Annotated in this window: 15 protein-coding genes and 1 tRNA gene; 11 read left to right on the top strand and 5 right to left on the bottom strand. The window is 68.6% G+C overall.

What is annotated here, in order from left to right:
- The coding region (locus AU194_RS27475) for an MspA family porin (protein WP_197417763.1) at positions 1–165 on the top strand (165 nt) is incomplete at its 5' end.
- A gap of 287 nt (positions 166–452) precedes the next feature.
- Positions 453–1112 (top strand): MspA family porin, encoded by a 660-nt coding sequence (locus AU194_RS27470; RefSeq protein ID WP_059092436.1) that lies wholly within the window; start codon positions 453–455, stop codon positions 1110–1112.
- 54 nt (positions 1113–1166) lie between these two features.
- Here the strand turns inward: AU194_RS27470 and mscL are convergent, their stop codons facing one another.
- The 4 genes from mscL to AU194_RS27450 form a co-directional block, all read right to left on the bottom strand.
- Positions 1167–1631, bottom strand: coding sequence for a large-conductance mechanosensitive channel protein MscL (gene mscL, locus AU194_RS27465; protein ID WP_059092435.1), 465 nt, complete (start codon positions 1629–1631; stop codon positions 1167–1169).
- A 68-nt stretch (positions 1632–1699) separates the two neighbouring features.
- The gene (locus tag AU194_RS27460; protein ID WP_059092434.1) at positions 1700–2356 is read right to left on the bottom strand and encodes an SAF domain-containing protein; all 657 of its coding nucleotides are present in this window, start codon (positions 2354–2356) and stop codon (positions 1700–1702) included.
- Between the two features lie 71 nt (positions 2357–2427).
- A complete protein-coding gene (locus AU194_RS27455) occupies positions 2428–2757 on the bottom strand; it encodes an FmdB family zinc ribbon protein (protein WP_059092433.1) in 330 nt (109 codons plus the stop codon).
- Between the two features lie 42 nt (positions 2758–2799).
- Positions 2800–3417 carry a 5-formyltetrahydrofolate cyclo-ligase gene (locus AU194_RS27450; protein ID WP_059092437.1) on the bottom strand — a complete coding sequence of 206 codons (618 nt, stop codon included), beginning with the start codon at positions 3415–3417 and terminating at the stop codon, positions 2800–2802.
- 84 nt (positions 3418–3501) lie between these two features.
- On the opposite strand from AU194_RS27450, the gene AU194_RS27445 reads away from it, so the two are divergent.
- The 8 genes from AU194_RS27445 (at position 3502) to AU194_RS27410 (ending at position 10192) form a co-directional block, all read left to right on the top strand.
- Positions 3502–4413: a UTP--glucose-1-phosphate uridylyltransferase gene (locus AU194_RS27445; protein ID WP_059092432.1), complete on the top strand. Its 912-nt coding sequence runs from the start codon at positions 3502–3504 to the stop codon at positions 4411–4413.
- A 43-nt stretch (positions 4414–4456) separates the two neighbouring features.
- Positions 4457–5716 (top strand): gephyrin-like molybdotransferase Glp, encoded by a 1260-nt coding sequence (gene glp, locus AU194_RS27440; protein ID WP_059092431.1) that lies wholly within the window; start codon positions 4457–4459, stop codon positions 5714–5716.
- Between the two features lie 11 nt (positions 5717–5727).
- A complete protein-coding gene (locus AU194_RS27435) occupies positions 5728–6381 on the top strand; it encodes a GNAT family N-acetyltransferase (RefSeq protein ID WP_059092430.1) in 654 nt (217 codons plus the stop codon).
- Positions 6382–6518: 137 nt separating this feature from the next.
- Positions 6519–7538 carry a gephyrin-like molybdotransferase receptor GlpR gene (glpR, locus tag AU194_RS27430; protein ID WP_059092429.1) on the top strand — a complete coding sequence of 340 codons (1020 nt, stop codon included), beginning with the start codon at positions 6519–6521 and terminating at the stop codon, positions 7536–7538.
- A gap of 51 nt (positions 7539–7589) precedes the next feature.
- A tRNA-Ala gene (locus tag AU194_RS27425) sits at positions 7590–7662 on the top strand.
- 193 nt (positions 7663–7855) lie between these two features.
- Positions 7856–8233 carry a hypothetical protein gene (locus AU194_RS27420; RefSeq protein WP_059092428.1) on the top strand — a complete coding sequence of 126 codons (378 nt, stop codon included), beginning with the start codon at positions 7856–7858 and terminating at the stop codon, positions 8231–8233.
- 136 nt (positions 8234–8369) lie between these two features.
- Positions 8370–9368, top strand: a complete 999-nt coding sequence (locus AU194_RS27415; RefSeq protein WP_059092427.1) for a GNAT family N-acetyltransferase — start codon at positions 8370–8372, stop codon at positions 9366–9368.
- Positions 9368–10192, top strand: coding sequence for a shikimate 5-dehydrogenase (locus AU194_RS27410; protein WP_059092426.1), 825 nt, complete (start codon positions 9368–9370; stop codon positions 10190–10192). The genes AU194_RS27415 and AU194_RS27410 overlap by 1 nt, the downstream gene beginning before the upstream one ends.
- Here the strand turns inward: AU194_RS27410 and AU194_RS27405 are convergent.
- Positions 10189–10884 carry an LpqN/LpqT family lipoprotein gene (locus AU194_RS27405; RefSeq protein ID WP_059092425.1) on the bottom strand — a complete coding sequence of 232 codons (696 nt, stop codon included), beginning with the start codon at positions 10882–10884 and terminating at the stop codon, positions 10189–10191. The genes AU194_RS27410 and AU194_RS27405 overlap by 4 nt on opposite strands.
- A gap of 316 nt (positions 10885–11200) precedes the next feature.
- Here AU194_RS27405 and AU194_RS27400 point away from each other — a divergent pair, with 316 nt between their 5' ends.
- Positions 11201–12706: a PE-PPE domain-containing protein gene (locus AU194_RS27400; RefSeq protein ID WP_197417762.1), complete on the top strand. Its 1506-nt coding sequence runs from the start codon at positions 11201–11203 to the stop codon at positions 12704–12706.
- The last annotated feature ends 124 nt before the right edge of the window (positions 12707–12830 follow it).

The raw sequence follows: 12830 nt of genomic DNA, 5'->3' as shown, positions 1-12830 counted from the left end.
TTCGCCGTCGACGTGACCGGCCCCGAAGGAACCGTCGCGGTGTCCAACGCTCACGGCACCGTCACCGGTGCGGCCGGCGGTGTGCTCCTGCGTCCGTACGCCCGGCTGATCGCCTCGACCGGTGACAGCGTCACCACCTACGGCGAACCGTGGAACATGAACTGAGTCATCTCTGAACGGAAACGCCCTGCGGATCTCCGAATCCGTGGGGCATTTTCGTTGGCAAACAACTCTCGGCGGATTCACAGCGTTCTCGCAGGTCAGTGGCCGAAAATTCGCAGCTTGCGCTATCTGTTGTCGCTTGTATGCCGCCCTGTTATGTTTTGCGCGTCTCCGGCGATGAGATTCACATGAGGATTGGGCATGTGATCTCTAATCGGGGTCACATGTTTGTCTTCACGGGCGTGGCTGGTGCCACGGTCGACGGATCGACGCGACAGCTAGGGAGAGATATGAAGGTCATCAGTCGGGTGCTGGTCGCGTTGATCGCGGCCGTTGCGGCTCTGTTCACGAGCACGGGCACCTCCAACGCGGGGCTGGACAATGAGCTCAGCCTGCTCGACGGTCAGGGTCGGACGCTGACGGTGCAGCAGTGGGACACGTTCCTCAACGGGGTGTTCCCGCTGGACCGCAACCGGTTGACCCGTGAGTGGTTCCACTCGGGTCGGGCGAAGTACATCGTCGCTGGCGAGGGTGCCGAGGATTTCGAGGGCTCGCTGGAGCTGGGCTACCAGATCGGCTTCCCGTGGTCGCTGGGCGTGGGCATCAACTTCAGCTACACCACCCCCAACATCGCCTTCGACAGCCCCGACTTCGGTGTCATCAACCCGATCGGTGGTGGCGACCGTATCGATCTGCTGCCTGAGGTCGTGACCCCGCCGCTGTTCCCGGGTGTGTCGATCAGCGCGGACCTGGGCAACGGCCCAGGCATCCAGGAAGTCGCCACCTTCGCCGTCGACGTGACCGGCCCCGAAGGAACCGTCGCGGTGTCCAACGCTCACGGCACCGTCACCGGTGCGGCCGGTGGTGTGCTGCTGCGTCCGTACGCCCGGCTGATCGCCTCGACCGGTGACAGCGTCACCACCTACGGCGAACCCTGGAACATGAACTGAACAGATACGCATCGACGATCGGCCCCCGGATCCGTCCGGGGGCCGATTGCCGTCTCAGTGCCTGTCGGCGCTGGTCACCTCGGCGGTGTCGGGGCTGGGGCCGGTGCCCGGGCCGGTGACCTGCTCATGCTTACCGGTCGAGCCGTTGGTCTCGGCCAGGAGGTTGCGGATCTCGGTGAGCAGGCTCAACTCGGTGTCCTGTGCCTGCTCGACCTTGCCGCGCTCGCGCAGCTTCTTGTACGGCAGCACGATGAGGAAGTACACCACCGCGGCGATGATGAGGAAGTTGATCATCGCCGACAGCAAGACGTTGAGATCGATGGTCTGACCGCCGCCGATACTGATGCGCAGAATCCCGTAGTCGGCTTCGCCGCCGGCCCCGATGCGGCTGATCAGCGGTTCGATGACGCTGTTGGTGAACGCCGTGACCAGACCGGTGAACGCGGTACCGATGACGACCGCGGTGGACAGGTCGATGATGTTGCCTCGGGCGAGAAACTCCTTGAACCCCTTCAGCATGGCGAGAAACCCCTTCTGAGTCGATGGACGCCGGACCGTGGGCCAACGGTAACTCCGTCCGCGTGTCCTCAATGGAAGGTGAGCGTGACCGCCTGCGTCAACGATGCACCCGCAACGTCGTTGGCTGCCCGTGCAGGCAGCGCCACCAGCACCGCGCGGTCACCGGCGGCGCCCGGTCCCTGCCTCCTCTCGGATACGAGTACGACGACGGCGCGGGTGGCGATGACCCGGGGTTGCGCCGCGGCACCGATGTCCGACGCGGGAGCGGCGAGGACATCGACGACGTCGCCGGCCCGCACCAGATCGACCAGCGCGCCGTCGGACAACTGCAGCGATACGAGTCGCGCATCGGGTCCCGCGGCGGCCTCGGCGATCCGGGGCCCCAGCAATCGCACATCGGTGAGCACCTCACCGCGGCGGGCCGGTCCGGCCACGGTCGCGCCGAGCGCCGCCGACGGGTCGGTGACCGCACCGTCGGGAATCGTGCTCACGGGGCGCCGTTCCACGCGCACATGTCTCGCGGCGAGTTCGGTGCCGGGGGAGAGGTCCTCGGCGGCGAGGACGACTTCGGCGTGGTCACCGTCAGGATTCGACCGGACCGCGGCCACCGCCGCGAGGACGACGAGCATGGCGGCGGCGACGCGCCGGGCCGCGACGGTACGGCTCCAGTCCGGACGCAGACTCCTCAGCCGTGTCAGCGGTGAAGGGTCGAGGGATTCCGCCATGACGCCACGCTAGAGCGCGGCAGGACGACCGTGCGCGGGCAAACCGCCCGCCTGTGGATAACTCCGGGGATCTAGCTGGAGGCGGCTGCGGCCGGGGCCGAACTCGTCGAGGAGGACGAGGAGCTGGAATCGCTCGAGGAGCTCGAGTTCGACGAGCTCGTGGTGGACGAGCTGGTCGACTCCGAGGAGCTCTTGGCGGAGCCGTTACTCGACGACTTGGCGGATTCGCGGCTGTCGGTGCGGTAGAAACCGCTGCCCTTGAACACCACTCCCACCTTGCCGAAGAGCTTGCGCAGCCGACCGCTGCACTTGGGGCATTCGGTCAGCGCATCGTCGCTGAACGCCTGCACGGCATCGAACCGATTGCCGCATTCGGTGCACGCATAGGAATAGGTAGGCACGAAAACCTCCGAGGTCGTCAAACTTCTTAGCACTCTACCGGCTCAAGTGCTAGAACCGCTACGCGGCCACTGTGATTCCCCCAAAGCGACCACACCACACCCCGGGGTGAGGGCGTGCGTCATGCGGACGTCGTGGGCCTCGGCGGGCACGGTCTCGACCAGTTCCTCGTCGCGTACCACCGCCACCAGCGGTGCCGCCGGATCCGCCAGACCCAGCGAGCGGTCGTAGAACCCGGCGCCGCGCCCCAGCCGCATCCCTGAGCGGTCCACGGCCAGCGCGGGAACCAGGACGACCGAGGCTTCGCGCATCGCCGCGGGCTCCAGGAACGGTCCCGCGGGCTCGCGGAGACCGAACTGGGCATCGACGAGCCGGCCCGGGAAATACTCGCCCCAGCGCAGCGGGAGCGGCACACCCGCCTCGTCGGTGCGGGAAACGGGCAACAGCACCGTCGCAGCGCGCTGCAACAGCGCGTCCAGCATTGCGAGCGATCCGGGCTCGGCGCCCACCGGTACATACGCGCACACTGTTCGCCCAGGTTCGGCGAATCCAGCAAGGTGCGCGGCGAGGGCGGCGGCCTCCCGCTCACGGATCTCGGACGGCACTTTGCGGCGCGCCCGCAAAATCTGCGCGCGCAACTCGGACTTCGTCGGCGTCGTCACGCCTTCAACGATGACACCCTTCGTGCGGGATTCGGCCACCGGCATAACAAGTTTAACCTGCGCCCAAGGGTTAATCTGTCTGCGATGACTCGGCCAGAAGTACCCATTCCGCGTACCGCCATCGTGCCCGCCGCAGGTCTCGGCACACGATTTCTCCCCGCCACCAAGACGGTGCCCAAGGAATTGCTGCCGGTGGTGGACACGCCCGGCATCGAGCTCGTCGCCGCGGAGGCGGCCGAGGCCGGTGCCGAACGCCTCGTGATCATCACGTCCGAGGGCAAGGACGGCGTCGTCGCGCACTTCGTCGAGGACCTGGTGCTCGAGGGCACGCTGGAGGCCCGTGGCAAGAAGACGATGCTGGAGAAGGTCCGCCGCGCCCCGGCGCTGATCAAGGTGGAGTCGGTCGTGCAGGCCGAACCGCTGGGCCTCGGGCACGCCGTCAGCTGCGTCGAACCTGCGCTCTCCGACGACGAGGACGCGATCGCGGTGCTGCTGCCCGACGATCTCGTGCTGCCCACCGGCGTGCTGGAGACGATGTCGAAGGTGCGCGCCAAACGCGGCGGTTCGGTGCTGTGTGCGATCGAGGTGCCGACCGAGAAGATCAGCGCCTACGGAGTCTTCGACGTCGAGACCGTGCCGGACGCCGCCAACCCCAACGTCCTCCGGGTCAAGGGGATGGTCGAGAAGCCCAAGGCCGAGGACGCGCCGTCGCCGTACGCGGCGGCCGGCCGCTACGTGCTCGACCGGGCGATCTTCGATGCGTTGCGCCGCGTCGAACGCGGTGCGGGCAACGAGATCCAGCTGACCGACGCGATCGCCTTGCTCATCGAGGAAGGCCATCCGGTGCACGTCGTTGTCCACCGCGGCACTCGACACGACCTGGGAAATCCCGGCGGCTACCTCAAGGCTGCGGTTGACTTTGCGTTGGAACGCGACGACTACGGCCCCGAACTACGGCAGTGGTTGGTCGAGAGATTGGGCCTGACCGAGAACTGAACCCGCGCGACAGGCCCGACTTGAAACAGGAGAAAGGCGTGTTGTGCGTTCGGTTGAGGAGCAGCAGGCTCGGATAGCGGCTGCCGCGGTGGCGCCGCGACCGGTACGGGTTGCGATCGCCGAAGCCCAGGGTCTGATGTGCGCCGAGGAGGTCGTCACCGAGCGGCCGATGCCCGGGTTCGACCAGGCCGCCATCGACGGTTACGCGGTCCGCAGCGTCGACGTCCTCGGCGTCGGCAACGGTGTGGGATCCGACGACCACGACGGCCGCGACGTCAGCCTCCCGGTGATGGCCGTGATCGAGGCCGGTGCGCGCACCCCGAGCCGGCTGCAGCCGCGGCAGGCCGCCCGGGTGCAGACCGGCGCGCCGATGCCGACCCTGGCCGACGCGGTGCTGCCGTTGCGGTGGACCGACGGTGGTGCGAACCGCGTCCGGGTGCTGCGCGGAGTCCGCTCCGGCGCCTATGTGCGCCGCGCCGGGGACGATGTGCAGCCCGGTGATGTGGCGGTGCGGGCGGGCACGATCATCGGTCCCGCACAGGTGGGGCTGCTCGCCGCCGTCGGGCGCGAGCGGGTGCTGGTCCATCCGCGGCCGCGGCTGTCGGTGCTCAGCGTGGGCGGCGAACTGGTCGACATCTCCCGCACCCCGGGCAACGGCCAGGTCTACGACGTGAACTCGTACGCGCTGGCGGCGGCGGGCCGCGACGCCGGTGCGGAGGTCAACCGCGTCGGCATCGTCGACACCGATCCCGCCCGGCTCCGCGAGGTCGTCGAAGGGCAGCTCAACCGCGCCGAGATCGTGGTGATCGCCGGTGCGGTCGGCGGCGCCGCGGCCGAATCGGTGCGCGCGGTGCTCGCGGAGCTGGGGGAGATGGAGGTCTCCCGGATCGCCATGCATCCCGGCTCCGTGCAGGGGTTCGGCCAACTCGGTCGCGACCGGGTTCCGGTGTTCCTGCTGCCCGCCAACCCGGTCAGCGCGCTGGTGGTGTTCGAGGTGATGGTGCGGCCGCTGATCCGGTTGTCGCTGGGTAAGCGGTCGCCGATGCGGCGCATCGTGTCGGCGCGGGCGCTGTCGCCGATCACATCGGTGGCCGGCCGGACGGGGTATCTGCGCGGTCAGCTGATGCGGGACCAGGACACCGGCGAGTACCTCGTGCAGGCCCTCGGCGGTGCGCCGGGCGCGTCGTCGCATCTGCTCGCCACACTGGCCGAGGCAAACTGTCTGGTGATCGTTCCCACCGATGTCGACGAGGTGCGCACCGGCGAGAGCGTCGACGTCGCGTTCCTGGCGCAGCGCGGCTGACGCGAGGTGAGGTGAACCTGCTGCGGTCGAATTCCATGCATCCCGGATGGCCGATGTCGGTGGGCCCGTTGCGGGTGCCCGCCGGGGTGGTGCGACTGCGGCCGGTGCGGTTGCGCGACGCCGCGCAGTGGAGCCGCATCCGGCTGGCCGACCGGGCGCACCTCGAACCGTGGGAACCGGTCACCGGCATCGATTGGCAACTGCGCCATGCCTTTTCGTCGTGGCCGACGGTGTGCTCGACACTGCGCTCAGAGGCGCGCAAGGGACGGATGCTGCCGTATGCCATCGAACTCGACGGGCAGTTCGCCGGACAGTTGACCATCGGCAACGTCACCCACGGCGCGTTGCGGTCGGCGTGGATCGGCTACTGGGTGGCCAGCGGGCACGTCGGCGGCGGCGTGGCGACCGCGGCGTTGGCGCTCGGGGTGGACCACTGTTTCGGCCCGGTCATGCTGCACCGCGTCGAGGCGACGGTCCGGCCGGAGAACGCCCCGAGCCGTCGCGTGCTGGCAAAGGTCGGCTTCCGTGAGGAGGGGCTGCTCAAGCGGTATCTCGACGTCGACGGCGGGTGGCGGGACCACCTGCTGGTCGCGATCACCGTCGAGGAGCTCAGCGGATCGGCGTCGTCGGCGCTCGTGCGGTCCGGTCGCGCCGACTGGGCGTGATCCGCTGTTACTGATGTGACACGTGTGACTAGTGGTGCTTGTCACGAGCGAATTACAGGTGTGTAATTGTCACCGGCGCGTCGCCCCCAGGTGCGCTGGTCAACCGACCTAGCCTGTAGGGGAAAGGAGCAGGCGTCATGCCAAGCATCCCCCAATCTCTGCTGTGGATCTCGCTCGTGGTGCTCTGGCTCTTCGTGCTGGTGCCCATGCTGGTGAGCAAGCGCGATGCCGTCCGGCGCACGAGTGACGTCGCGCTGGCCACCCGCGTGCTCACCTCCGGCGAGACGTCCCGACTGCTCCGTCGATCCGGTCCTGCCGCGGGCCACCACTCCGATCCGGACTGGCGCCCGTCGGCCGAGGACCGCGCCGTCGCACCGGACGACGACCTCGACGAGGAACCCCGGCAGGCCGTCGTGCTCGCCACGGCACCGGCACGCGAAGAGCCCGACTACCTCGACGTCGATGTCGTCGAAGAGGACCCCGGTGCGCTGCCCGTCGGGACGGCCGAGGCCGACCTCGACGACCTCGACGAGGTCGACGAGATCGCTGACGACGCAACGGAATCCGACGAGGTCGAGGTCGAGACCGACGCCGAGGACGCCGTCGAACCCGAAGCCGGGACCGACCGCGAGACCGAGGACGAATACGAGTACGTCCCCGACTCCTCGGGCCTCGAGACACCCGCCGACGACGAGCGCGACGAACCGGCCGTCGAGGCCGTCGGTGCGGCGCGCAGGCGGCGCTACGAGTCCAAGACCGCCGAGGCGGTCAGCGCGCGCAAGTTCCGGTTCCGCAAGCGCATGGTGACCTCGCTGGGCGTGGCACTGCTCGCGTCGGCTCTCCTCGCCTACCTCCTCGCACCGTGGGCGTGGTGGCTCTGCGGCGGCGTGGGCGCGATCACCGTCCTCTACCTCGGCTACCTGCGCCGCCAGACCCGCATCGAAGAACAGTTGCGGCGCAGGCGCGCCCAGCGGCTGCGGCGCTCGCGGCTCGGGGTGGAGAACACCGACGACCCCGAACTCGACGTGGTGCCCGCACGCCTGCGCAGGCCGGGCGCGGCCGTGCTGGAGATCGACGACGAGGATCCGATCTTCGAACACCTCGACGAGGTGGCCTTCGCGCGGCACTACGACCTGCCCAGAGCCGCTGGTCAGTAGGTCGGTTTCCGGCTGGTGCGGATCGGCTGGTAGCCTTTCGTTCCGGCATCAGGGGCTATGGCGCAGTTGGTAGCGCGACTCGTTCGCATCGAGTAGGTCAGGGGTTCGATTCCCCTTAGCTCCACTTCACGGCCGCTTCGGCGGCCGTTCCGTCTCGGCGGCACACCGAGTTCATCTCGTTGCCTCGAACCGCCCCCGAAAATTCACAGGATCTGGTACGCCCGTGCGGGTGCGGGGTATCACCTTCCCTGATAATGTTCCTCAGCGCGCTACGTTGACATTCCCGGGACCCGGTCCCGCAGAGAAAGGGGAGGCAGATGGCCGAAAACGCCGAAGCCCTCGTCCGCAATACGAAGAAGCTGGGCATTGTGGGGTTTGGTGCGCTCGCCGTCACGGGAGCCTTCCTTGCGTTCGGTGCCGGCGTCGCCGGTGCCGACGTCTCGGACATCGAGGGTGACCCCGCCGCACCGGCCGCCAACCCCATCGCCGAAGACGGCATCCGCGTCGCCGATCCCGGTGTCGTGAACGCCGGCCCGTCCGAGGTTCGCGCCGCCGACATCAACGCGCCCCTGGCCCCCGCCGGCGGTGAGGTGAAGGACTCGCTGCGTGCCGTGCCGTCCATCACCGGTGGCATCGGAACCTTCGTCGACTTCGGTCCGTTCGGTGGCCCCGGCGCCCCGCTGTGGGACTGGTGACCGCGGCTGCACCGCATCTGATCTGACGAACAGCGCCCGGATCCGTTACGACGGACACCGGGCGCTTTTCGTTGTGCTCGAGCCCTCGGTGGGCATTCCTTGCCGCGTCCGGCCCCCGCGCCGTAGCCTCGGGATCGTGGCCGGTGTGACTGCCGCCCGTGCTGACGAGCTCGCGGCTCTTGAATTCTTCGCCGGCCGCTCCACCCGCTCACTGGAGCCGCTGGCGGCGCAATTGCGTCCGCTGACCGCCGCGCCGGGCGAAATCCTCATGCGTCAAGGCGATCCCGCGGTGTCGTTCCTTCTCCTCGGAGCCGGCCGGGTGCAGATCACCCACACCGGGACCGAGGGTCCGCACGCGGTCGTCGACGTGAACCACGGCATGATCGTCGGCGAGATCGCCCTGATGCGCGGTACGCCGCGCACCGCCACCGTCGTCGCCCTTGACGAGGTGACCGGCTGGGTCGGCGGGCATGAGGCCTTCGCGACCATGCTCGAGGTCCCGGGCATGATGGACAAACTCGTACGGATCGCCCGTCAGCGCCTCGCGGCGTTCATTGCGCCGATCCCGCTCGAGGTGCGCGACGGCAGCTGGTTCTACCTGCGGCCCGTCCTCCCCGGCGACAACGAGCGGACCATCAACGGCCCGGTCGAGTTCTCGAGCGAGACGCTCTACCGGCGGTTCCAATCCGCCCGGAAACCCACGCCCCGGTTGATGGCCTACCTCTTCGAGGTCGACTACGCCGACCACTTCGTCTGGGTTTTCACCGAAGGCGCCGAGGGGCCGGTGGTCGCCGACGCGCGATTCGTCCGCGACGAAAACGACCCTACGACCGCCGAAATCGCGTTCGTCGTCGGCGACGAGTACCAGGGCCGCGGCATCGGGACGGTGCTGATGGATGCGCTCATCGTGGCGGCCAGCTACGACGGGGTGCGCCGGTTCACCGCCCGTGTGCTGACCGACAACTACGCGATGCGCCGGATCATGGACCGGTACGGGGCCACCTGGCACCGCGAGGATCTCGGCGTCGTCGTCACTGAGATCGACGTCCCCGACCCGGCGACGCTGCCGTTCCCGCCAGAAACCACCACCCGGATCCGTGACGTCACGCGCCAGGTCATCCGGGCCGTCGGCTGATGGGACGCCCGCCGCTGAACAAGGACACCTGCGTGTGCATCTCGCTGGCCGGACGTCCGAGCAACATCGGCACCCGCTTCCACAACCACCTGTACGAGGTCCTCGGCCTCGACTACCTCTACAAGGCGTTCACCACCACCGACATCGCCGCCGCGATCGGCGGGGTGCGGGCACTGGGCATCCGCGGCTGTTCGGTCTCGATGCCGTTCAAACGCGACGTCCTGGACCTCGTCGACGCGGTCGAGCCGTCCGCGCGGGTGATCGAGGCGGTCAACACCGTCGTCAACGACGACGGCCACCTGACCGCCTCCAACACCGACTACCTCGCCGTGCAACGGCTCATCGACTCATACGGACTCGACCCGGCACAGCCGGTGCTGATCCGTGGCAGCGGCGGGATGGCGTCGGCGGTCGCTGCGGCGTTCCGCGACCGCGGCTTCACCGAGGGGACCGTGGTGGCGCGCAACCCCGGTACCGGGGGCGCGCTGGCCGACCGGCTCGGCTACGACTACACCGCGGACGTCGGTTCGCGGGCGGCCGCCGTGCTGGTCAACGTGACACCGATCGGGATGGCCGGCGGACCCGAGGAGAACCAGCAGGCGTTCGACGAGCGCGCAATCGCCAACGCGCACACCGTGTTCGACGTCGTCGCGATGCCGTCGGAGACCCCGTTGATCGTCGCCGCCCGCGCGGCGGGCACCCAGGTGATCACCGGCGCTGAGGTGGTGGCGCTGCAGGCTGCCGAGCAGTTCGAGCGCTACACCGGCGTGCGGCCGACACCCGAACAGGTCGCCGAGGCGTCAGCGGTGTCCCGCCAGGGTTAGGCCGTGATCCTGGCCTGTTCGTCGATGGCCGCGGTCGCGTCCATCAGCGGACCGATCTGATCCTCGAGTCCGTCGGCGTTGATCTGCAGCACGTAGAGGTCGGCGCCGCTGGGGATCACGACGGTCTTCTGGGCGATCAGGCGCTTGACGCCGTCGCGGGTGTAGGCCCCGCCGACCTGGTACGCCTGGAAGCCGCTGAGTTCGCTCTCGGTGCCGCCGAGATCTTCGTAACCGGGCAGGTTCTTGATCTCGTTGGGGGCGAATTCGAGGATCTTGGCAGGGTCGACGTTGCCGCTGAGCTTGGACATCAGCGCGACGATTTTGGGGGGATCGGTGGCCGTCGCCGGGTCGACGAACTCCATCGCGCTCATCGCCCACTCGGGTGTGTTCGGCCCAGAGTCCTGCCACCCCGGCGGCAGCGGCAGCTCGACCGTCGGCGCACCCGGGGTGCCGGCCTTGATCGACTCCTCCTGGATGTTGTTGTCGCGGATGTAGTCGACGATCGTGTAGGCCGGTGCGTTCGGCTCCGGGGACGGGGTGGCGGCGGCCGCGGATGTCTCGGACGCGCTGGTCGAGGTCTCCTCGGTGGCGCTGCCCTGGTCGGATGAGGAGTCCGAGCCGCAGCCGGCGAGGGTGATGCCGAGCGTTACGGCGAGTGCGGCGACGCCGCCTACCCGCAGTGACGTTGCCATGGGTCTCCGTTCCTCGAGCGTTCGGTGCAAGTACACGGTAGGTCAACGACGCCCGTGACGCGGGTGATCACCCCCGCAGGCAGGGGCGCGTGTCGAGGCCGCAGCGAATTCTTTTTCACTATCCGCAAACCGTTGCTGACGCAGGTGGGAGCCGGTGCGGTGATTCCCAAGGGAAGCACATGCTTGCAGGTGCGAGCACTTCCTGTGAATTTCTCAGATGCGATGTCAAACTCCCTGTTGCACGCTGCGCAGCTCCCTCGAGGGGAAGTGGGCTGAAGTCGGACGGCTTGCACGGATATATCAGTGGGGGAGTTCCATGGCTCGGAAGTCATTGCGTTCGCTGGCGCTCGTCGTTGGTGCAATTTTGGGCGTGCTGGCGATCGCGTGGTCGGTGACGTTGTCGTCGGCGGTCTCGTTGCTCGCCGCGACGGTGCTGGTGATGGGCGGCACGCAGCATCCGCTCGTCAGCGCGCAGGGCGGCTGGGCCGACCCGTATCCGTTCGTCGCGGACTACGCCGACGATGCGGTCCGGATCTACGTGGTGCCGAGCGCGGCGGTTCGCGGGGACGCGACCGAGCCCGACGACTACCAGGCTGTCGCGGTCCACACGCCGGAGGAGTTCTCTCCGGTCTTCGGCACCACGACCTTCGGCGACTCCGTCGACGCGGGCCTCGCCAACCTGGGCGACTGCGTGTCCCGCAAGGCGTCGTGCGTGTCGCGTCCGGTGCAAGCCGATCCCGACGCGCAGTTACCGCCAGCAGAGTTCGAGAGCCCATTCGTCATCTACGGGTACTCCCAGAGCGCGATTATCGCCACGCTTCTGAAGCGGCAGTTGATCGAGCAGTACGGCGACTCTGAGGACCTGCCCGACATCGACTTCGTACTGCTCGCGAACCCGAACCGGCCCAACGGCGGCATCATGCAGCGTTTCGAGGGCCTGTCCATCCCGCTGCTGAATGTCACGTTCAACGGGTCCACGCCGACCAACGGCGGATTCGACACCGTCGACGTCGCCCGGCAGTACGACGGCTGGGCCGACTTCCCGGTGTATCCGATGAACATGCTCGCCACGATGAACGCCCTGATGGGCATCTACTACCTGCACGGCGACTACTGGAGCACCGGCGTCGCCGCCCCGCTCGAACAGGCCGAGGTGGGCGACACCACCTACTACATGATCCCCACCGACCGGCTGCCGCTGCTGACCCCGCTGGCTCAGCTCGGCGTGCCGTCACCCCTGCTCACCGCGCTCGACGCGCCGCTGCGGGTGATCGTCGAGTGGGGTTACGACCGCGACGCCGACCACGTCGGCACCCCGACCCGGGCCGGGCTGTTCCCGGTGGCCAACCCGATCACCGGCCTGACCAACCTCGTCATCGCGATCCCGACCGGGCTGGACGACGCCGCGGCGGAATCGGCGGGGGATCCGACCTACCGCCCGCTCGGCACGAAGCCGGTCGAAAGCCCGTACGGGGTGGGCGGTATCGAGCTCGGCGATCCACTGCCGCCGCCTGCTGCTCCCGAGACACAGTCCATCAACGCGACGGAGACGACTCCCGTTGTCGAGACCCCGCCCGCCGAGACCCCGGACAACGAGCCGAAGTCCGACGCCAAGCGTCAGGTCGCCGAGACCGGCGACGACGGTGACGTGGCGGTCAAACCGCAGCGCCGGGGCCCGATCTCGCGCATCCTCGACCGGCTCAAGCCGCAGCGTCACGAGTCGCCCAAGTCGACGGAGCCGCAGGATCCTGGCAAGGCCGACGACGAGACCGAGGACGCCGACGATCCCGCGCCTGAGGACGACTCGGCCGACGCCGCTTGACCGCTGCGGCGCACGCGCTGTGATATCAACGCGACGTGCGCCGCATCGCGGTCGTCCTGACCGCCGCCCTGAGCGTGGTGTCCTGCGCCCAGGACCCCCCCCCCCCACCCGCCCCGTCCACCAC

The organism is Mycobacterium sp. GA-2829 (assembly GCF_001499965.1).
Taxonomy (GTDB): domain Bacteria; phylum Actinomycetota; class Actinomycetes; order Mycobacteriales; family Mycobacteriaceae; genus Mycobacterium.
Note: the sequence above shows the minus strand (reverse complement) of the source record. Positions and strands in the feature narration are given on the sequence as shown.